Source organism: Herminiimonas sp. NPDC097707 (assembly GCF_044761395.1).
Classification (GTDB): Bacteria; Pseudomonadota; Gammaproteobacteria; order Burkholderiales; family Burkholderiaceae_D; genus Oxalicibacterium.
Genome location: NZ_JBIWCI010000001.1, coordinates 1,820,403 through 1,841,459 on the forward strand (window position 1 = coordinate 1,820,403; position 21,057 = coordinate 1,841,459).

General features: G+C 56.6%; 18 protein-coding genes. 7 read left to right on the forward strand and 11 right to left on the reverse strand.

Annotation, left to right across the window (positions count from 1 at the left end):
- Window positions 1–41: 41 nt before the first annotated feature.
- Genes ACIQW9_RS08810 through cyoA form a run of 7 tightly spaced genes read right to left on the reverse strand, consistent with a single transcriptional unit; the run spans window position 42 to window position 6,864 of the window.
- The gene (locus tag ACIQW9_RS08810) at window positions 42–578 is read right to left on the reverse strand and encodes a response regulator transcription factor (protein WP_402335541.1); all 537 of its coding nucleotides are present in this window, start codon (window positions 576–578) and stop codon (window positions 42–44) included.
- Entirely contained in the window at window positions 568–1,917 is a 1,350-nt protein-coding gene (locus ACIQW9_RS08815) for an ATP-binding protein (RefSeq protein WP_402335544.1), read from the reverse strand. Before ACIQW9_RS08815 ends, ACIQW9_RS08810 begins: the two co-directional genes overlap by 11 nt.
- A 22-nt stretch (window positions 1,918–1,939) precedes the next feature.
- Window positions 1,940–2,737 carry an SURF1 family protein gene (locus ACIQW9_RS08820; protein ID WP_402335547.1) on the reverse strand — a complete coding sequence of 266 codons (798 nt, stop codon included), beginning with the start codon at window positions 2,735–2,737 and terminating at the stop codon, window positions 1,940–1,942.
- An 8-nt stretch (window positions 2,738–2,745) separates the two neighbouring features.
- Window positions 2,746–3,156, reverse strand: coding sequence for a cytochrome o ubiquinol oxidase subunit IV (gene cyoD / locus ACIQW9_RS08825; protein ID WP_402335550.1), 411 nt, complete (start codon window positions 3,154–3,156; stop codon window positions 2,746–2,748).
- On the reverse strand, window positions 3,153–3,797 hold the full coding sequence (gene cyoC, locus ACIQW9_RS08830; RefSeq protein WP_402335553.1) for a cytochrome o ubiquinol oxidase subunit III: 645 nt from the start codon (window positions 3,795–3,797) through the stop codon (window positions 3,153–3,155). Before cyoC ends, cyoD begins: the two co-directional genes overlap by 4 nt.
- Window positions 3,790–5,793, reverse strand: coding sequence for a cytochrome o ubiquinol oxidase subunit I (cyoB, locus tag ACIQW9_RS08835; RefSeq protein ID WP_402335556.1), 2,004 nt, complete (start codon window positions 5,791–5,793; stop codon window positions 3,790–3,792). The genes cyoC and cyoB overlap by 8 nt, the downstream gene beginning before the upstream one ends.
- 3 nt (window positions 5,794–5,796) lie before the next feature.
- Window positions 5,797–6,864 (reverse strand): ubiquinol oxidase subunit II, encoded by a 1,068-nt coding sequence (gene cyoA, locus ACIQW9_RS08840; RefSeq protein ID WP_402335559.1) that lies wholly within the window; start codon window positions 6,862–6,864, stop codon window positions 5,797–5,799.
- 152 nt (window positions 6,865–7,016) lie between these two features.
- Here cyoA and ACIQW9_RS08845 point away from each other — a divergent pair, with 152 nt between their 5' ends.
- Window positions 7,017–8,366: an MFS transporter gene (locus ACIQW9_RS08845; protein ID WP_402335562.1), complete on the forward strand. Its 1,350-nt coding sequence runs from the start codon at window positions 7,017–7,019 to the stop codon at window positions 8,364–8,366.
- A 97-nt stretch (window positions 8,367–8,463) separates the two neighbouring features.
- On the opposite strand, the gene recQ is transcribed toward ACIQW9_RS08845, so the two are convergent.
- The 3 genes from recQ to ACIQW9_RS08860 all read right to left on the reverse strand — a co-directional run bounded on the left by recQ (window position 8,464) and on the right by ACIQW9_RS08860 (window position 11,643).
- Entirely contained in the window at window positions 8,464–10,290 is a 1,827-nt protein-coding gene (gene recQ / locus ACIQW9_RS08850; RefSeq protein WP_402335565.1) for a DNA helicase RecQ, read from the reverse strand.
- Window positions 10,291–10,299: 9 nt separating this feature from the next.
- On the reverse strand, window positions 10,300–11,133 hold the full coding sequence (locus ACIQW9_RS08855) for an undecaprenyl-diphosphate phosphatase (RefSeq protein WP_402335568.1): 834 nt from the start codon (window positions 11,131–11,133) through the stop codon (window positions 10,300–10,302).
- A gap of 246 nt (window positions 11,134–11,379) precedes the next feature.
- Complete coding sequence (locus ACIQW9_RS08860) at window positions 11,380–11,643, reverse strand: YkgJ family cysteine cluster protein (protein WP_402335570.1); 264 nt, start codon at window positions 11,641–11,643, stop codon at window positions 11,380–11,382.
- Between the two features lie 294 nt (window positions 11,644–11,937).
- Here ACIQW9_RS08860 and ACIQW9_RS08865 point away from each other — a divergent pair, with 294 nt between their 5' ends.
- Genes ACIQW9_RS08865 through ACIQW9_RS08875 form a run of 3 tightly spaced genes read left to right on the forward strand, consistent with a single transcriptional unit; the run spans window position 11,938 to window position 14,282 of the window.
- Complete coding sequence (locus tag ACIQW9_RS08865; RefSeq protein WP_402335573.1) at window positions 11,938–12,594, forward strand: protein-L-isoaspartate O-methyltransferase; 657 nt, start codon at window positions 11,938–11,940, stop codon at window positions 12,592–12,594.
- A gap of 8 nt (window positions 12,595–12,602) precedes the next feature.
- The gene (locus tag ACIQW9_RS08870; protein WP_402335576.1) at window positions 12,603–12,926 is read left to right on the forward strand and encodes a rhodanese-like domain-containing protein; all 324 of its coding nucleotides are present in this window, start codon (window positions 12,603–12,605) and stop codon (window positions 12,924–12,926) included.
- 51 nt (window positions 12,927–12,977) lie between these two features.
- Complete coding sequence (locus ACIQW9_RS08875) at window positions 12,978–14,282, forward strand: TolC family outer membrane protein (RefSeq protein ID WP_402335578.1); 1,305 nt, start codon at window positions 12,978–12,980, stop codon at window positions 14,280–14,282.
- A 21-nt stretch (window positions 14,283–14,303) separates the two neighbouring features.
- On the opposite strand, the gene ACIQW9_RS08880 is transcribed toward ACIQW9_RS08875, so the two are convergent.
- A complete protein-coding gene (locus ACIQW9_RS08880) occupies window positions 14,304–14,942 on the reverse strand; it encodes a TetR family transcriptional regulator (RefSeq protein WP_402335581.1) in 639 nt (212 codons plus the stop codon).
- Window positions 14,943–15,185: 243 nt separating this feature from the next.
- Between ACIQW9_RS08880 and ACIQW9_RS08885 the strand changes: the two genes are divergently transcribed.
- The 3 genes from ACIQW9_RS08885 to ACIQW9_RS08895 are packed head-to-tail and all read left to right on the forward strand — an operon-like array spanning window position 15,186 to window position 20,992.
- Complete coding sequence (locus tag ACIQW9_RS08885; RefSeq protein ID WP_402335584.1) at window positions 15,186–16,409, forward strand: efflux RND transporter periplasmic adaptor subunit; 1,224 nt, start codon at window positions 15,186–15,188, stop codon at window positions 16,407–16,409.
- 12 nt (window positions 16,410–16,421) lie between these two features.
- Complete coding sequence (locus tag ACIQW9_RS08890; protein ID WP_402335587.1) at window positions 16,422–19,571, forward strand: efflux RND transporter permease subunit; 3,150 nt, start codon at window positions 16,422–16,424, stop codon at window positions 19,569–19,571.
- Entirely contained in the window at window positions 19,568–20,992 is a 1,425-nt protein-coding gene (locus ACIQW9_RS08895; protein ID WP_402335590.1) for an efflux transporter outer membrane subunit, read from the forward strand. The genes ACIQW9_RS08890 and ACIQW9_RS08895 overlap by 4 nt, the downstream gene beginning before the upstream one ends.
- Window positions 20,993–21,057 lie beyond the last annotated feature (65 nt).

Below are 21,057 nucleotides of genomic sequence, written 5' to 3' on the forward strand. Positions count from 1 at the left end.
GAACTGCAACGCATTTTTTACCGGTCCCGGCATCATCCTGCTTATTTGACGCGCTGCTTCTCCAGCTTGCGCGCCAGCGTACGGCGATGCATGCCGAGACGACGCGCTGCTTCGGAAATATTGAAATCGCTTTCCGCCAGCACTGCGTGGATACGCTCCCACTCCAGCGTCTTGATCGACGTCGAACGATTGCCCAGCTCCACATCGACGTTGCCGGCCACATGACTGAAAGCAGCTTCAATATCATCGGTGTTGGACGGTTTGGCCAGATACTGGCAGGCACCGAGCTTGATGGCTTCCACCGCCGTATTAAGACTGGCAAAGCCGGTCAGCACCACGATCTGCATGGCGGGATCATGCTTGTGCAGCATTTGCACACAGGCCAGTCCCGACGTGTGGCCGTTCAGTTTAAGGTCGACGACAGCATAAGCCGGTTTCTCCTGCTGCAACAAGGCAGCTGCTTCATCCTGGCTGGAAGCCAGCAGCACGCGGTAATCCCTGCGCTCGAATGAACGTCCGAGCGTACGGGCAAACGCGCCGTCGTCTTCAATAATCAGCAGCGTACGTTCAACCGACATCCCGTTCCTCTTCTTCAAACATGATCGCAGCCAGCGGCAGCGAAAGCTGCACGACCGCGCCGCCTTCCTCGCGGTTGCGCGCAGTAACCGTACCACCCAGTGTGCGTGCAACATTCATCACCAGAAACAAGCCAAGGCCGCCACCGACACGATTCTTGGTCGACTGATACGGCGTGCCCAAATTTGCCAGAATTTCCGGCAGAAAACCCGGGCCGGCGTCGCTTACTTCTATGATCAGTGTATCTTCGTTGCCGCTCGCCGTCAGACGCAGCCATTGCGGCGACGCTTCCAGCGCATTGTCGAGCAAATTGAAAATCGTCTGCTTCAGGGTGGAGTCGAACACCACGGCGAGATCATGTTCGATGCGATTTTCGTAGAGAAAGATGGCGATCGGCCGGCTGGCGCGCCAGGCAGCAGCGAGGTCGTCGAGAAAGGTAACAATCGTGGTTTGCGCCGATGACTCGCCGCGCGCTTCGCCCGCAGACAACAGGATGCCGCTGACGATGCTCTTGCAGCGCTGCAGTTGCGCTTCCATTTCGGCAATGTCCTGCTGCAGGTCGGCGTTTGCAGCGACGACAGGCATGCGCCGCCAGTCGCCCAGAATGACAGACACCGTTGCCAGCGGCGTGCCAAGTTCATGCGCCGCCCCGGACGCCAGCAGGCCCATGCGCACAATATGTTCTTCTTCTGCAGCACGCTGCCGCAAAGCCGCCAGTTCCACATCGCCGGCGTGAAAATTGCGTCTGATACGTGTGATGAATACGGTCAGCAACACGGCGTTCAGCACGAAGCAGATCAGGATGCCTTGCACATAAAGACTGAAAAATCGCAGGCTGTGATCGTGCGGCAGAATCAGCGGATTCGCATGCGCCGCCAAACCGGCCAGACAGGCGCTGGTAAGGGCCACGATAATCCAGGTTGACCATGCCTCCAGCAATACCGCGCTCAGGATCACCTGCAGCAGGTAGACGAAGGCAAACGGATTGGTGACGCCGCCGCTGAAGTACAGTTGCAGGGTGAGGCTGGCCACATCCACCAGCAAGGCAAAAAACAATTCCTTGTTGCTGACCGTGCTGCGTTCATGCCAGCGCAGATGGCTGGCGATATTGAAGGCAATCAGACAGGCCAGCACTTCCAGCATGTAAGGCAATTGCAGCTGGATGCCGAATCCCAGGGTAACAATGGCGATCGTCGTGATCTGGCCAATGACCGCGATCCAGCGCAACTGGATCAGCAGCAGCATGTTCTTGCGTCCTGCCGAATGCTCGGCGCGCGCAGCCGATGGCGGCAGCTTGTTCATGGCCACACCCGACACGGCCATTCCGTTTTTTCCCAGCATGTTTCTTTCCCGCTCCAGACTGTCAGTTCGGGCGGCGACGTTCGTCACGCAGCACCCACCAGCACGCCGCCAGCACCATCAAGGCGAGTACGTACCAGGTGAGAGCATAGACTAAATGATTGTTGTTGAACGAAATCACCGTCAATCCGCCTACCGGCGGCACGGCGGCATGATCTGCCGGCGATGCTTCCCTGCTCTGCGGGCGCGCATCCTGATCGATAAAATAAGGCGCTACATTGGAAAGGCGCTGTGCCGCTGCGATCGCTGTCACATCACGCGAATACCAGCGCCCACCGGCGGCATCGTTCTCGCGTAAAAAGCCACCGCCCGGTTCGCTGATGCGTAACAACCCGCTGACCACAGTTTCGGTCGCAGGAGGCTTGGGTTCAACGTAGGAAAGAGAAGGAATGAAGCCGCGATTGACCAGCACGATGCTGCCGTCGGCAGTTTGCAGCGGGGTCAACAACCAGAAACCGCTACCAAGCTCGGTCACGGCCATAACCTTGACCGCATGCTCATGCAAAAAAACACCGCTCACACGTACATGACGGTATTCGTCGCTTGTCGCGGTGACTTGTGACCAGCGCTCGCGCTGTGGTGCATCAACAGGAGCGGCATGCACGCGCTGCTCGACACGTTCAATCAGCGCCAGCTTCCATTGCAGACGGTAGAGTTGCCAGGTGCCCAGTGCGGCAAAAAGAGTGAACAGCAGACTGGCGATGACAAGCAGCCAGATCAGTCGGGAGCCGGAGCGAGGGGGACCAGCGACCGGTTCGGAGTGCGAACCGATGCTGCTGCCCTGCTCCGTGACATCTGTCATGGCATGACTTATTTTGACTGCTGCACGGCACGATGCATGTCATGCCCGTGCTCGTGCATGCCCGGCATCATGTTGTTATTCATGTGATACATGACCCAGAGCGAACCGGCCAGCACAATCCCCACAATCACCACGGTAAAGATCAGCGCCAGCATCGACCAGCCACCTTCAGACTTGGTATTCATGTGCAGGAAATAAATCATGTGCACGACAATCTGCACGGCGGCAAAACCGAGAATGACAATACCGGTGGTGCCGGAACTCGTCAGCACATTGTTCATGACCAGCCAGAACGGAATTGCCGTCAGGATGACCGACAGTACAAAACCGATCGCATAGCTTTTCAGGCTGCCGTGAGCATGCTCATCGTGATGATCATGATCTGCGCCGTGCGCTGTTGTTGCGTGATGATCGCTCATGGCAGTACTCCCATCAGATAGACAAAGGTGAAGACGCCGATCCAGATCACGTCCAGGAAATGCCAGAACATGGACAGACACATCAGGCGACGCTTGTTTTCAACATTCAAGCCGAATTTGCCGACCTGGAACATCAATACGATCAGCCAGATGATACCGAAGGTAACGTGCAAACCGTGGGTACCGACCAATGCAAAGAAAGACGTCAGGAAGGCGCTAGTTTGCGGGCCTGCACCTTCATGGATCAGATGGTTGAATTCATACAATTCCAGCGCCAGGAATCCGGCACCGAGCAAACCGGTAATGGCGAGCCAGATCAGGGTGCTGCGTACGCGATTGCGATACGCTTCCAGCATGGCGACGCCATAGGTAATCGACGACACCAGCAGGAAAGCGGTGTTCATCGCCACCAGCGGCAAGTCGAACAATTCGGCACCGGTCGGACCGCCGGCATAGCTGCGACCCAGCACGGCATAGGTCGCAAACAGGCAGGCGAAAATCAGACAATCGCTCATCAGGTAAATCCAGAAACCAAGCGAAGTGCTGGATTCCGGATGATGTTCCTTGACGTAATAACGCGTGCTTGCGTCAGCGTTACTCATCGCGCTGATATCGGCAGAAGTGGCAGTGATCTCAGACATGGCTTTCCAACAGTTTGGTGCGAGCATTTTCGGTGCGGGCAACTTCGTCCGCAGGAATGTAGTAATCGCGTTTGTAGTTAAAGGTGTGGATGATGATCGCGGCTATCACTGCTGCAAAGCTGATACCAGCCAGCAGCCACATTTGCCAGATCAAGCAAAAGCCTAACACTCCACTCAAGGCCGAGATGATAAAGCCTGCGCCGGTATTTTTCGGCATGTGAATCTCGGTAAAGCCTTGCAGCGGACGCTGGTAACCGTTTTTCTTCATGTCGCTCCAGCTATCGGTGTCATACACTTTCGGCGTGAACGCGAAATTGTAGTCCGGCGGTGGCGACGAAGTCGACCACTCCAGCGTACGACCATTCCATGGATCACCCGTCACATCGCGCAATTCATGACGACGCTTGAAGCTGACATAGAACTGGATCAGCATCGAGGCTATGCCCAGCGCAATCAGCACCGCACCGACGGCTGCAATCTGGAACCAGATTTGCAACGATGGATCAGTGAAGTGGCTCATGCGGCGTGTTACGCCCATCATGCCCAGTATGTACAGCGGCATGAAAGCCATCCAGAAACCGACGAGCCAGAACCAGAACGAGCATTTACCCCAGAACACGTCGAGCTTGTAGCCGAATGCTTTCGGGAACCAGTAGTTGATCGCGGCGAACACACCGAACACGACGCCACCAATAATCACGTTATGGAAGTGAGCGATCAGGAACAGGCTGTTATGCAGGACAAAGTCGGCTGGCGGCACCGCCAGCATCACACCTGTCATGCCACCAAGCACGAAGGTAATCATGAAACCGATAGTCCACATCATCGGCAGCTCGAACGTGATGCGGCCCTTGTACATCGTGAACAACCAGTTGAATACCTTGGCGCCGGTCGGAATCGAAATGATCATCGTCGTGATACCGAAGAACGAGTTGACACTCGCCCCCGAGCCCATCGTGAAGAAGTGATGCAACCACACCATATAGGACAGGATCGTAATAACGACAGTCGCGTACACCATCGAGGTATAACCGAAGATGCGCTTGGCCGAGAACGTCGACACCACTTCCGAGAACACGCCGAACAATGGCAGAATCAGAATATACACTTCAGGGTGACCCCAGATCCAGATCAGGTTCACGTACATCATGGCATTGCCGCCGCCATCATTGGTGAAAAAATGGGTGTCTACCATGCGGTCCAGAGACAGCATTGCCAGCACAGCAGTCAGCACCGGGAAGGATGCAACGATCAGTACGTTGGTGCACAAGGCCGTCCAGGTGAACACCGGCATCTTCATCATGTCCATGCCAGGCGCGCGCATCTTGACGATGGTCGCGATCAGGTTGATACCGGACAGCGTGGTCCCAACCCCGGCAACTTGCAGCGCCCAAATGTAGTAATCAACCCCCACATCCGGGCTCGCCAGGATGCCCGACAGCGGCGGATATGCCAGCCAGCCGGTTTTGGCAAATTCGCCGACAAACAGTGACACCATGACCAGCCCGGCGCCGAAACTCGTCATCCAGAAACTGAAGTTATTCAGAAATGGAAACGCCACGTCGCGCGCACCGATTTGCAACGGCACCACGTAGTTCATCAGACCGGTCACCAGCGGCATCGCCACGAAGAAAATCATGATCACGCCGTGCGCGGTGAAGATTTGATCGTAGTGATGCGGTGGCAGGAAGCCGGCGTTGTCGCCGAAGGCCATCGCCTGCTGAGCGCGCATCATCAATGCATCGGCGAAGCCGCGCAGCAACATCACCAGTCCGAGAATCATGTACATGATCCCGATTTTCTTGTGATCGATACTGGTAATCCAGTCGCGCCACAAGGTGCCCCAGACGCGGTAATACGTCAGAGCACCAACCATCGCAACGCCGCCCAGAAGCACCATCGCAAAAGTTATCAAAAGAATTGGCTCGTGGAACGGGATAGCGTCCCAGCTCAGCCGGCCGAAGATAAGCTTCGTCAGATCAGTATGGTCTTGCATCGTTTAGTCTTTATGGGAATGAGAATGCTTGGCCGCAACCTTGGCGGTTTCGCTGTGCGCAGCAGTATGGTCTGCCGCCTCGTTATGCGATTCTTGCTTCGCGTCGGTTACTGCTTCTACTTTCGCGCCTTTGCGCGGTGCGGTCTTGGCGCGATGCGCATCGTCCCGCATCATCTGATCCATACAGACGCTGCCTGCTTCGACGCAACGATTCAGGATCGCGCCATACAAATCGGAAGAGACTGTTTTGTAATAAGTCACAGGTTCGCGCTCGCTCGGTTTTTCCAGTTCCAGGTAGGCGGTGCGATCCAGCTTGCCGCCCTCTGTCTTGACTTTCTTCACCCAGCGATTGAAATCATCAACATCCATGCCGTGATATTTGAAACGCATGTGCGAGAAACCGGCGCCGCTGTAGTTGGCAGAGAAACCTTCCGACTCAACCGGCTTGTTGATGACCGCGTTCAATTGCGTCTCCATGCCGGCCATCGTGTAGATCTGGCCGGCCAGCTCGGGAATGTAGAAGGAGTTCATGACCGTCGATGAGGTGAGCTTGAAGCGTACCGGCACATCGATAGGCGTCGCCAGTTCATTCACGGTGGCGATGCCCTGCTCTGGATAGATAAACAACCACTTCCAGTCCAGCGCGACGACTTCGATCGTCAGCGGCTCGGCAGCAGCAGAGATGGGACGATTTGCATCCAGCCTATCCAGCGGGCGGTACGGGTCCAGCTTGTGTGTACTGACCCATGTGATCAAACCGAGCACAATGATGATCAGCAGCGGACCGCCCCAGATGATCAGTTCCAGCTTGGTGGAATGATCCCAATCGGGCTCATATTTGGCAGAGGTATTGTTTTTCCGGTAACGCCATGCAAAGATAAGCGTAAGGATGATCACCGGCACGATGACGAGCAGCATCAGCAGCACTGAAACTATAATGAGCTGTCCCTGCTGCGCGGCGATGTCACCGGAAGGGTTGAGCAACACCCAATCGCATCCGCCCAGAAGAAGCAGCGGCAACAGAAGCAAACTGCGAAGGAGTAACCCGCGACGAGAAATCAAGGAATTCATGCGTGGAATAGGTAAGATGAACAACCTGTTAGTTTACTGGTAATGTGCACATATGCAGATAGGACGTTTTGTCCTAGCGCAAGAAATACCAATAAACAAACGTGTACTGCTTCAAATAATGAAATATTTAACCGATAGGAGTGCCGCTAATCATGTCTATCTCAACACATTATGATCAAACGGCGCCTGCAGAGGAATCGCCGCACTCAATCGGTAACGGCCCGCGCAATATCAACGCCCGCGACGGACATATCGATCCAGGTGAAATCGCCATCGGCGTCGTCATCGGCCGCGCTTCCGAATACTTCGACTTCTTTGTCTACGCCATCGCTTCGGTGCTGGTCTTTCCCACCGTGTTCTTCCCTTTTGCCTCAAAACTCGAAGGCACGCTGTACGCATTCACCATTTTTTCATTCGCCTTCATCGCCAGGCCGCTGGGCACCGTGATCTTCATGGAAATCCAGCGCCGCTTCAGCCGCGAAGCGAAACTGACGCTGGCGCTGTTCCTGCTCGGCGGTTCGACCGCCGGCATTGCCTTTCTGCCATCCCATGCGCAACTCGGCACCACCGCCATCGTCCTGCTGGCGCTGCTGCGCTGCGGCCAGGGTGTGGCGATCGGCGGATCGTGGGACGGCCTGCCGTCGCTGCTGGCGCTGAACGCACCGCAGAACAAGCGCGGCTGGTATGCGATGCTGGGCCAACTGGGCGCACCGATAGGCTTTATCCTCGCCGCCGGCCTGTTTGCCTATATGTTGTATACGCTGTCGCCGCAGGATTTCTTCGAATGGGGCTGGCGTTATCCATTCTTCGTTGCCTTCGCGATCAACGTGGTGGCCCTGTTCGCCCGCCTGCGTCTGGTATCGACCCCGGAATATTCGCGCCTGCTGGATGAACGCGAACTGGAACCGGCCAATGTGGTCGAGATAACACGTTCGCAAGGCCGCAACCTGATCATCGGTGCACTCGCCGCACTCGCCAGCTACGCCCTGTTCCATCTGGTGACGGTATTCCCCTTGTCGTGGATCGTGCTGTACTCGGACCGTTCGGTCAGCCAGTTCCTCGAAATCCAGATGATAGGCGCCGGTCTGGCGATGTGCAGCATCATCGCCTCCGGCCTGATTGCCGATCGCGTCGGTCGCCGCACCACGCTGGCCGTACTGGCCGTACTGATAGGTATTTTCAGCGCCTTCGTGCCGATGCTGATGAATGGCGGCATCTTCGGTGAAAACCTCTTCATCATCGTCGGCTTCATTCTGCTCGGCTTGTCTTACGGCCAGGCCGCTGGTGCGGTGAGCGCGAATTTCCCTGCCAAGTATCGCTATACCGGTGCCGCTCTGACATCCGATCTGGCCTGGCTGGTCGGCGCCGGCTTCGCACCGCTGGTCGCGCTGGGCCTGTCCGCACATTTCGGATTGGGCTATGTCAGCCTGTACCTGCTGTCCGGCGCCGTCGGATCGCTGGCAGCACTTAGTCTTAATCGTGCATTGGAAATTCGCGACTGAGGCTCTGCAAAACTGCAACAATAAAAAGAGACGCACATGTGCGTCTCTTTTTTATGCGCCGGCATGTTTCTCCATTCAGAAAAACACGGCGGCTGAACTACATCGCTGCAATCAAGGCCACGATATCCGCGCCGTAGCTTTCCAGTTTCTTTTCACCGACGCCGCTGACGCCGCGCAGATCGGCCAAAGTAGCCGGCTGTGTCTTGGCAATTTCACGCATGGTCGCATCGTTGAAGATGACATAGGCCGGCACATTGTGCGTGCGTGCCGTTTCCATGCGCCACCAGCGCAATTTTTCGAAGATCGCCTGCTCTTCTGTCGACAGATCGGTTTCGATAAAACCCTTGGGTTTGCTGCTTGTACGCCGGGATTTGACGGGTTTCTGATATTCGCGCAACTGCACCTTCTCGCCGCCCTTCAATACCGGACGTGCAGCATCGGTCAGCTTCAAGGCGCTGTACGCTTCATGATCAACCGCCACCAGACCGAGCGCAATCGACTGGCGCAAAATAGCCCGCCATTCCGCCTCGCTGCGGTCGGAGCCTATGCCGAAAGTGGAAACCTGGTCGTGCTGCCATTGCTTCACCTTGTCCGAATCCACTCCGCGCAAGACGTCCAGCACATGCATCGCACCGAAGCGCTGATCGACACGGTATATCGTTGACAGCAGCTTTTGTACCGCAACGGTCGCATCGAAAGAACGCGGCGGATTCAAGCAGGTATCGCAATTTCCGCACGGTGCCGACGACTGGCCGAAGTAAGTCAGCAGGCGCTGGCGCCGGCAATACAGGGTTTCGCACAAGCCCAGCATGGCGTCGAGCTTGACGCCCTGCACGCGCTTGAAGGTTTCGTCGGCTTCCGATTCGTCTATCATGCGGCGCTGCTGCACCACGTCCTGCAAACCGTAAGCCATCCAGGCATTCGCTGCAGCGCCGTCGCGGCCGGCGCGACCGGTTTCCTGGTAATAGCCTTCTATGCTTTTCGGCAAATCCAGATGTGCAACGAAACGCACATCCGGCTTGTCTATGCCCATGCCGAAGGCGATGGTGGCAACCATCACGATGCTTTCTTCGCGCAGAAAGCGCGCCTGGTTTTTGCTGCGTGTGGCGAAGTCCATGCCGGCGTGATACGGCAAGGCACTGATGCCGTTTTCACGCAAAAATTCTGCCGTTTCTTCCACTTTCTTGCGCGACAGGCAATATACGATGCCGGCATCGCCCGCATGTTCGCTCTCGATGAAATCCAGCACCTGCTTGCGGCCGTTGGCCTTCTCTACAATTTGATAGCGTATGTTCGGCCGGTCGAAAGACGACACGAACATGCGCGCATTGTCGAGCTGCAGCCTGTGGGCAATTTCTTCACGCGTCTGATGATCGGCGGTCGCCGTCAGCGCGATGCGCGGGACGTTCGGAAATCGCTCGTGCAGAATCGACAGCCGTATATATTCGGGACGGAAATCATGCCCCCATTGCGATACGCAATGCGCTTCATCAATTGCGAACAGCGCAATCTTCGACGCTTCCAGCATGTCGAGGCAACGCGGTGTCATCAGGCGTTCGGGCGCGACATACACCAGATCGAGATCGCCGCTGCGCAAGCGGCGTTCGATACGCGACGACTCTTCAAAGGTCTGGGTGGAATTCAGGAATGCCGCGCGTACGCCGACCTCAGCCAGCGCATCAACCTGATCCTGCATCAGGGCGATCAGCGGCGAAATCACGACGCCGACGCCATCGCGCAGAAGGGAAGGTATCTGATAGCACAGCGACTTGCCGCCGCCGGTCGGCATCAGCACCAGCGCATCGCCGCCGCGTGTAACGAGATCGACAATCTCGGCCTGCTCGCCGCGAAACGACGAGTAACCGAATACCGACTCCAGTACGTGCAGCGCCTGCGCGCCCAGATCATCCTGCCTGTTATTCATCGTCGCGGCTTATTCTGCCCACACAACCCAGCCGTAATGCGCACTGAGCAAGATGAACAAACCGAAGCCGATGCGGTAATACGCAAAGAAGGTGAAATCATGCGTGCTGATGTAACGCAGCAACCAACGTACGCACAGGAAGGCGGAAACGAATGCTGCCAGTCCGCCGAGGCCGAACAGGGGAATATCGGCCATCGACAGCAAGGCTCTGTCTTTATAGACCGAATAAACGGTCGCCCCCATCAGTGTCGGAATCGCCAGGAAGAAGGAAAATTCAGTGGCCGCCTTGCGCGACAGACCGAACATCATGCCGCCGATAATGCTGGCGCCGGAACGGCTGGTGCCGGGAATCAGCGCGAAGGCTTGCGCGCAGCCGACCTTGAAGGCATCGAGCAGCGTCATGTCATCGATCGATTGCACGCGCTCGGCATGCACGCGGTTTTTATTCCGGTGCTCGACCCACAGGATGACAAAACCGCCGACGATGAAGGCAATCGCCACCGGAACCGGGGCAAACAGTTTTTCCTTGATCGCGCCGGCAAATACCAGCCCCAGCAGTGCTGCCGGCAAAAATGCCACGACAATATTCACGGCGAATTTCTGTGCACGGCGTTCGGTAAACAAACCACCCAGCACGGCGGCAATCTTCACGCGGTATTCCCACACCACGGCCAGCATGGCGCCGGTCTGGATCGCGATTTCAAACACCTTGACCTTGGGGCCGGTGAATTCCAGCAGGCTGCCGGCAAGTATCAAGTGTCCAGTCGATGAAATGGGCAGAAATTCCGTCAAGCCTTCGACGATGCCCATGATGATGACTTTGAGCGCGAGAATTGTATCCATGGAAATGTACGATGTAAAAAGTAAGGAAATGAAGTTGGTAATAAAAAACCCGCCGGTTATGACGCCGTACGGGCTACAACGTGTTCGATCTATCCATGCGACAGTCATGCGGCGCATGCCTCAGCCAGCGTTCGCAGCGGGGTCAAAGGTTACCACGAGAGCGCATGCGGCTGTGCCGATTTTGCTCGACGCAACCAGTATTGCCGCAACGGAAGCCTGCCGTATGCCCAACCGCTTTGTTCCGACTTACGCCGCCGTCAATCGTTCCAGCGTCGTCAGATAAATCATCGCTTCTTCACGCGTCGCACCGCACATTTCCTGTTGCGGCCGCAAGCTGCTGCACACCAGAGGCCGTTCCGGCTGGCCGAAAATCCGGCAGCGATAATCGTCGGCCAGCTGCACGCAGCGCACCCCGGCCGGTTTGCCGTTCGGCATACCGGGGATGGCCGACGAAATCGACGGCGCGGTGCAACAGGCGCCGCAATCGGGGCGGCAGTTCAAGTTAGTCATTCGGCAATTCGTTCAAAAAAACCATCAAGTCGGTGCCGCAAGTGTGTAGAAGACGCGATTTTACAGTGATCGTGTCGGCACGAGGCTTGACGCTACGCGGGCGGACGCTTACATTACGGAAGCCTTGGCAAGTTGATTCCCTTGCCTGCCGCAACACACCGCCTTGTCGTAACAGCACCCTTCCCTGGAACGCTTAGCCGACTCGATTCGTTGAGACGGGCGGTGTTGCGTAGCGCACACGCGATCATTTGCTAAAATGCCCGTTTTCTTATTTAGTTACCTAGAGCCGACAAAATGAACATTGAAAAAGCCCGTTTCCTGATGATAGAACAGCAAATTCGCCCTTGGGATGTGCTGGATCAGGACGTCCTCGAATTGCTGGTGATCGTCAAGCGTGAGGCATTCGTGCCGCTGGCGTATCGTGCGCTGGCATTTGCCGACAGCGAAATCCCGCTGCCGCACGGCGAACATATGATGACGCCCAAGCTGGAAGCACGCATCATGCAGGAACTGGCGCTCAAGAAACATGAAAACGTGCTGGAAATCGGTGCCGGCTCAGGTTATCTGGCTGCGCTGCTGGCCTACAAGGCACGTCACGTCACCACGCTGGAAATCGATCCGGAACTGAAAGCGCTGGCGCAACAAAATCTGGCCGATTGCGGCGTCAGCAATGTCGATGTGGTCGAAGCCGACGGCGCACAAGGCTATACCGCCGCCAACACGACTTATGATGTAATCGTGGTCTCGGGTTCGCTGCCGGTAGTACCGGAAGCCTTGCTGGCGCAAATCAAGGTCGGTGGCCGCCTGTTCGCGATTGTCGGCGATGCGCCTGCCATGACCGCGCAACTCATCACGCGCGTATCGGACATCAGCTACAACACCGTCAATCTGTTTGAAACAGTAGTGAAGCCACTGCGCAATGCAGTCGTTCCATCGCAGTTCAAGTTCTAGGAATCGCGATGCAGCACATCACCGCGCCGGAACTGGCAGCATTGCTCGCTGACGGCTCCGGCAAGGCGCGCGTCCTGCTGGATGTACGCGAACCGTGGGAATACCAGACCTGCAAGATAGAGGGTGCGATTTCCATCCCCATGAACACGATCCCGGATCAGCTGGCGCAGCTGGACATGGATGCGGCTATCGTCTGCATCTGCCATCACGGTGCGCGCAGCATGCGGGTGGCGCATTTTCTGGAAAGCCAGGGCTATACACACGTGACGAATCTGACCGGCGGCGTCCATGCATGGGCGCAGCAAGTCGATCCAGCAATGCCAACCTATTAAACGTAGCACCATTTTATTATTCAGGCGCTCGACTACCTCACCGGAAATGCAATGCGCAATGCCACGCTCGTCACGCTGATCGCCGGTGCAGTTTTCTCGCTACAAGTCCATGCAGCCGATCTGCTGCAGGTTTATCAGGATGCATTGGTCAGGGATTCCGTCTATGCCAGTGCGCGCGCCAATCTGAGCGCCGGCCAGGAAGCTTCGGTGCAAGGGCGCGCCAATCTTCTGCCTTTGATTGGTTTGAGCGGATCGTATCAACGTGTCAGCCGCGATGATACGGCCAACACCAGATCGCACGGATATACGCTGTCGCTGTCGCAACCCTTGCTGGATGTTGCGGCCTGGCAAACGTATGAACAAAGCAAACTATCGGTCGCTGCAAGCGAAGCCGCATTCGCCATCGTGCAGCAGGACTTGATCCTGCGCGTGGCGCAAGCATACTTCGATGTCCTGGCGGCGCAAGATATGCTGGCATCCTTGCAGGCGCAGAAAACCGCCATCAGCGAACAGCTGGCATCGGCCAAACGCAATTTTGAAGTCGGCACTGCTACCATCACCGACACGCATGAAGCGCAGGCCCGCTACGATCTGGCCACTGCGCAGGAATTTGCCGCGCAAAGCGATCTGGATATCAAACGCGCAGTCTTGCAGCAGATTATCGGCAAGCCAGCCGCAGAATTGACGCCACTGCGCACCGGCGTAGCACTGCAAAAGCCGCAACCGGCGCAGATGGAACCGTGGGTGAGCAGTGCGGAACAACAGAATTTCGATGTGGCCAGCAAGCAGCTGGCGCTGGAAATCGCCAAACGCGACATTACGCGCAATCGCGCCGGCCATTATCCGACTGTCGATCTGGTCGCCAGCCGCAGCGACTCGAACCAGCGCAACACTACCGTACAAGGCTTGAACAGCGGCACCGGCCCGACCAATTCAGTTGGCGTGCAATGGTCGATTCCCCTGTTCAGCGGTTTTGCAGTGACCAGCCGCGTACGACAATCCATCGCGCTGGAAGACAAGGCACGCTCCGATCTGGAAACGGCGCGCCGTGCCGCAGCACAAAATGCACGGCAAGCCTATCTTGGAGTCAACAGCGGATTGGCGCAGGTCAAGGCCCTGGAAGCTGCTGAAATATCCAGCCTGTCAGCGCTGGAATCAAATCGTCTGGGATATCAGGTCGGCGTACGCATCAACATCGATGTGCTGAATGCACAGCAACAGTTATATGTAACGCAACGCGATCTGGCGAAAGCGCGTTACGACACGCTGATGAACAGCCTGCGCCTGAAATCGGCGGCCGGCACCTTGCAGGAACAGGATTTGGTGCAAATCAATACCTTGCTGACACAACCGTAAAGAGGCTGCAGATACGCCGCACTAGGTTTTCAAACGCAGGGACGTAGCGCAAGCAAGACTTTCCAGGCAACCGTCAATCACGGCTGGCGCAACTTCCGCCAATGCAAAACTGCCGGGTGAAAACAGCCAGTTCATCAAAAGACCGATCACATGGCTGTGCAGGCTGATCGCCGCCAAGCGCGTATCCAGATCTTTCGGCAGCTGATCGAGTGCGACCGCTTCCTTCAGGATGCGCTCCATATTATCCAAACCTTTTTCATAGCAATGTTGCTGGCGCACCCAGATCGGATCATCACGATCGACAAGTTCCGACCTCAGAAAAATAATGTCCAGCACTTTGCGTGAGCGCGTATCGTTGACAACGTTTTTCATGAACGCGACCCAGGTATTGCGCAGATGCGCCAAAGGATCATGCGCATACTGTTCAAACGGCGTGGCCGCCAGCGCCTCCAGTGGCAAACGCACGCGTTCGCACATCGCATCAAACAAATCGCCCTTGTTCTTGAAGTGCCAGTAAATGGCACCGCGCGTCACATCTGCTGCCAGTGCAACATCGCTCAATGAGGATTGAGCCAGACCGCGCGCGTGAAACACCTCCTCCGCCGCATCGATGATGCGACTGCGGGTTTCCAGTGCTTCTTCCTTCGTACATCGCGCCATAAAATTCCTGAACTCCCTGACATATTTTCTTTTTATATGATCAAATATTGCAATAAAAATTGCTTTTCACCCATACATACATACAAGCATGTATGTATAATAATATCCCACTTACCGCAAAGCAGCAAAAACAGTTTTAGTGGATCATCGCTGAAAACTGATGTTGTTTTTATATGTTGCGTCATACCGATCTTCAGTCTGCCGATGTCTGGCGGCATAAACTACCAACCGTGCGAGATGCTTATGAGTTCACTTCCCCGTCTGACCAGCCTTGGCGCTAGCCTCTTCATATTATTCGCAGTCGCCGGTTGCGGTAAATCCGACGCCCCGGCAGCCGCACCGCCGCCAACCGAAGTATCAGTAGTCACCATCAAGTCATCAGCACTGGGAATCACGAACGAATTGCCGGGGCGCCTGGAATCGACCCGCATTGCTGAAATTCGCGCCCGCGTTCCCGGCGTCGTGTTGAAACGCACCTTCCGCGAAGGCAGCGACATCAAGGCTGGCGCCACGCTCTTCCTGATCGATCCGGCACAATTCGAGGCCGCTTATAACAGCGCCGACGCAGCTGTCGCCAGAGCGGAAGCAACGCTGCTGCAGGCTGAATTGAAAGCCAATCGCTACAAACCGCTGGTCGAAACCAATGCCATCAGCAAACAGGAATTTGACGATGTGACCGCCGCGCAGAAAACCGCTGCGGCAGATCTGGCCGCCGCCAAGGCAGCGCGCGCTACCGCGAAGCTGTCGCTCGGGTACGCCACCGTGACTTCGCCCATCTCCGGCCGCATCGGCCGTGCGCAAGTAACGGAAGGCGCATTGGTCGGACAGAACGAAGCGACACCGCTGGCGACTGTACAACAGATCGATCCGATCTACGTCAACATGACACAGTCCAGCACCGAGATCCTGCAACTGCAGCGTGCACTGGCAGATGGCAAGCTGAAAAGCGCTGGCAAGGGACAAGTCAAGGTGACGCTGATCACCGAAGATGGCCAGGAATATGCACAGTCGGGGAAATTGCTGTTTTCCGATCTGACCGTGGATGCAAGCTCGGGCGCAATCACCTTGCGTGCAGAGTTCCCGAATCCGGATCGTCAATTATTGCCTGGCATGTACGTCCGTGCGCGCGTTGAACAAGCCATCAATGAAAACGCCATCACCGTACCGCAACAAGCAATCAGCCGCACACCGGATGGCGCTGCCGTCATGGTGGTCAGCGCAGAGAACAAGGTTGTTTCCCGTCCCGTCATAACCGGCGCGGCCAGCGGCGACTCATGGGTCATCAGCGATGGCTTGAAAGACGGCGATCAAGTCATCGTTGAGGGTCTGCAAAAAATCAAGCCAGGTGCAACGGTCAAGCCGGTGCAATGGAAAAAAGCTGCACCAGCCGATGCGACTGCTCCCGCAGCCAATCCAGCCACATCCGCCCCTGCAGCCAAGACCGCAGAACAAGCCAAGTCGAAGTAAGGGAGCATCGTAATGGGTAAATTTTTCATTGACCGCCCGGTTTTTGCCTGGGTGCTGGCCATCTTCATCATGCTGGCCGGAGCCCTGGCAATTACCAGTCTTCCGATCTCGCAATATCCGAATATCGCGCCGCCGACCATCGTGATCACCGCGACGTATCCGGGCGCAACCGCACAAACGCTGGACGATAGTGTCACCAGTCTGATCGAACAGGAAATGAACGGCGCCGACGGTTTGCAATACGTCGAATCGCAAAGTCAAGCCAACGGTCAGGTTCAGATCACCGTCACCTTTTCACCGGAGACCAATCCGGATCTGGCAGCAGTCGACGTTTCCAACCGCCTGAAACGGGTAGAAGCGCGTTTGCCGGCAGCTGTCACGCAACAAGGTGTACAAGTCGCCAAGGCGCGCAGCAACTTCCTGATGTTTATCGGCTTGTCGTCAACCGACGGCAGACTCGATCCGGTCGCACTGGGCGATTATCTGTCGCGCAACGTGTTGAACGAAGTCAAACGCGTACCAGGTGTCGGCCAGGCACAGTTGTTCGGTACCGAACGTGCAATGCGGATCTGGATCGACCCAAACAAACTGGTCGGTCTCAACCTGACACCGGCCGAAGTCACGGCGGCAATCAATACACAGAATGCGCTGGTAGCCGGCGGTACGCTGGGCGACTTGCCTAGCCCAAGCTCGCAGCAGATCAGTGCAACGGTGGTCGTCAACGGTCAACTGACCAGTCCGGAAGAGTTCGGCAAGATCATCCTGCGCGCCAACAAGGATGGTTCATCGGTGCGCCTGCGCGATGTCGCACGCATCGAAGTGGGTGGCCAGTCCTACCAGACCTCCGGCCGCCTCGACGGCAACCCGACTTCCTTCATCGGCGTGCAATTGTCGCCGACAGCGAATGCGCTGGGCACTGCTACCGCCGTGCACAAGAAAATGGAAGAGCTGGCGAAGTACTTTCCGGCTGGTGTGCATTACACGATCCCGTACGACACATCCAAGTTCGTCAAGATCTCGATTGAGGAAGTCGTCAAGACCCTGATTGAAGCGATTATTCTGGTGTTCCTCGTGATGTACCTGTTCCTGCAGAACATCCGCTACACCCTGATTCCGACCATCGTCGTGCCGGTTGCGCTGCTGGGAACGTTCGCCACCCTGCTGGTGTTCGGCTTTTCGATCAACGTGCTGACCATGTTCGGCATGGTGCTGGCGATCGGTATTCTCGTCGACGATGCGATTGTGGTGGTGGAAAACGTCGAACGCATCATGAGCGAAGAAGGTCTGTCGCCGCGCGATGCAACCCGCAAGGCGATGGGGCAGATTACCGGTGCCATCATCGGTATCACCCTGGTGCTGATCGCAGTATTTCTCCCGATGGCATTCTTCGGCGGTGCAGTCGGTGCAATTTACCGTCAGTTCTCGCTGTCCATGGTCGCTTCGATGGTGTTCTCGGCACTCATGGCGTTCACGTTGACACCCGCACTCTGCGCAACCATCCTGAAACCGGTGGAAAAAGGTCATCACCACGAAAAAGGCGGTTTCTTCGGCTGGTTCAACCGCGTCTTTAACAAGACGTCCCTACGCTACCAGGGTTTCATCGGCAAGATGCTGACCAAAACCACGCGCTACATGATTCTGTATGGTCTCATCGTCGCTTGCGTCGGTTTGCTGTATGCGCGCTTGCCTGCATCCTTTCTGCCGAGCGAAGATCAGGGTTACATCATCACCAACGTTCAATTGCCGGCAGGCGCCAGCAGCGGGCGCACGCTGGAAGTGCTGAAGCAAATCGAAGAATATTACATGAAGCAGCCTGCCGTCGAGCACGTGATCTCGATCTCCGGCTACAGCTTCTCCGGTAATGGACAAAATGCCGGGCTGGTCTTTACACCGTTCATAGACTGGAGCAAACGCGGCAAGGAAGATACGGCCGATGCGATTGCAGGTCGCGCCTTCGGTGCGTTCTCGCAGATCAAGGATGCCATCGTGTTTCCGCTGAATCCGCCACCGATCCGCGAACTGGGCAATGCCGTGGGCTTCACCTTCCGTTTGCAGGATCGCGCCGGCCTCGGTCATGATGCACTGGTCGCTGCGCGCAATCAGTTGCTCGGCATGGCAGGGAAAAGCGAGATACTGGCAGGTGTACGTCCCGAAGGACTGGAAGATGCACCGCAGTTGCAACTCGACATCGATCGCGACAAGGCGAATGCACTCGGCGTTCCGTTTGCCACCATCAACAGCGTGTTGTCGACCTCGCTCGGCTCTTCCTACGTCAACGACTTCCCGAATCAGGGACGTCAGCAACGCGTGATCGTGCAAGCCGATGCGCCGCGCCGTCTGCAACCGGACGACCTGACCAAGCTTTATGCACGCAGTACGACTGGCGCCATGGTGCCGTTCTCATCCTTCATTACCTCGAAATGGATTACCGGCCCGGTGCAGTTGATACGCTATAACGGCTATCCGGCAATGAAGATTTCCGGCGGCGTCAAACCCGGTTTCAGTACCGGCGATGCGATGAAGGAAATGGAAGCATTGGTGCAGAAACTGCCGGCTGGCATAGGTTATGAATGGACCGGCCAATCGCTGGAGGAACAAACTTCGGGTAATCAGGCGCCCGCCCTGTACGCGCTATCGCTGATCGCCGTATTCCTGGTGCTGGCAGCACTGTATGAAAGCACTTCGATTCCGTTCTCGGTAATGCTGGTGGTGCCGCTCGGGATTCTGGGCGCCCTGCTCGGCGTCACCTTGCGCGGCATGCCGAATGACGTGTACTTCAAGGTCGGGATGATCGCGGTGGTGGGGCTATCTGCAAAGAACGCGATTCTGATCATCGAGTTTGCGAAGGACTTGCAGGCACAAGGCAAGGGATTGATAGAGGCAACGCTGGAAGCAGTCCACCTGCGCTTCCGTCCTATCATCATGACCTCGCTGGCGTTCATCCTCGGCGTGCTGCCGCTGGTGCTTGCCTCCGGCGCCGGCTCGGCCAGTCAACGCGCCATCGGTACCGGCGTGATGGGCGGCATGATCACGGCAACCGTACTGGCAGTGTTCCTGGTACCTGTATTTTTCGTGGTAGTGCGCACCTTCTTCAAGGGTAGCGACCGCCAGCGCCGCATGTACGCGGGACACAAGCAACGCAATGAGGATGAAGAATTATGATCAAGCAACTTACCTTGACTGTACTGGCAGCAAGCGTGCTGAGCGCCTGCTCGATGGCGCCGAAATATACGCGCCCCGACGCGCCTGTTGCGGCTGATTATCCGGCGGCATCTGCCGCTGCCGACAAGCAGCAGCGTGCCTATGAAACCGGCTGGCGCAACTTTTTCCCTGATCAGCGCCTGCAAGCATTGATCGGCGCTGCGCTCGTCAACAATCGCGATTTGCGTGTTGCTGTCTTGCGCATAGAGGAAGCGCGTGCGCAGTACAACATTCAATCGGCCGATTTGTTGCCGAACCTGAATGGCACCTTCACCGGATCACGTGCACGCACGCCCGCCTCTATTTCGCCCATCGGTGTTGATTCAGTCAGCAGCGCCTATCAGGTCGGCCTGAGCCTGGCGTCGTTCGAGCTGGATTTCTTCGGCCGCGTACGCAGTCTGAACGATGCGGCTCTGGCCAGCTATCTGGCCACCGAAGAAGCACAGCGCGCAGCACATATCAGTCTGGTAGCGGAAGTTGCCAAAGCCTATCTGGCTGAGCGCGCCTTCGCTGAACAGCAATCGCTGGCGCAAAGCACGCTGAAAAGCCGGAGCACTGCTTATGATCTGGCCAAGCAACGCTTTGAAGTCGGTGCAAGCTCGGCACTGGATCTGCGTCAAAACGAAGCCCTGCTGCAATCCGCTCGCGTCGCGCAAGTAACGCTGGCACGCCAGCGCGCACAAGCCTTGAATGCCTTGACGCTGCTGGTTGGCCAGCCATTGACCGGTTTCCCGGAAGCACAGCCGCTGTCTGCACAAAACATCGTGACCGACATCCCGGCTGGTTTGCCATCCGATCTGCTGACGCAACGTCCCGACATTCGCAGTGCTGAACAATCGCTGCTGGCAGCCAATGCCAATATCGGTGCGGCGCGCGCCGCCTTTTTTCCGCGCATTTCATTGACGGCAGGTGTCGGGACTGCGAGCAGCACCCTGTCCAATCTGTTTGACAGTGGCACGCGTGCGTGGACATTTGCGCCGCAACTGGTATTGCCGATCTTTGATGCCGGCCGCAACAGCGCTAATCTCACCTTGAGCGAAGTGCGCAAGAACATTGCCATCGCCAATTACGAGAAAAGCATACAAAGCGCCTTCCGCGAAGTGTCGGATGCACTGGTTGCACGCGATCTGCTCGAAGAACAAATCGATGCGCAGCGTCGTGTACAGGAAGCGCAGGCAGAGCGCTTGAAACTGGCAGATCAACGCTTCCAGAACGGCATTGCAAGCTCGCTGGATGTACTCGATGCGCAGCGTGAACTGTTTTCGGCAGAGCAGGATCTGGTGCAGGCACGTTTGCTGCGCCTGACGAATGCCATCGACCTATACCGCTCTCTCGGCGGTGGTCTGACAGAAAGCAATACCGTTGCGGCAACGACCAAATAACAGTCGCTGCCGGTAAAAAAGGGAGGTCGCGCAAGCGGCTTCCCCTTTTTCTTTCAACTCGATTT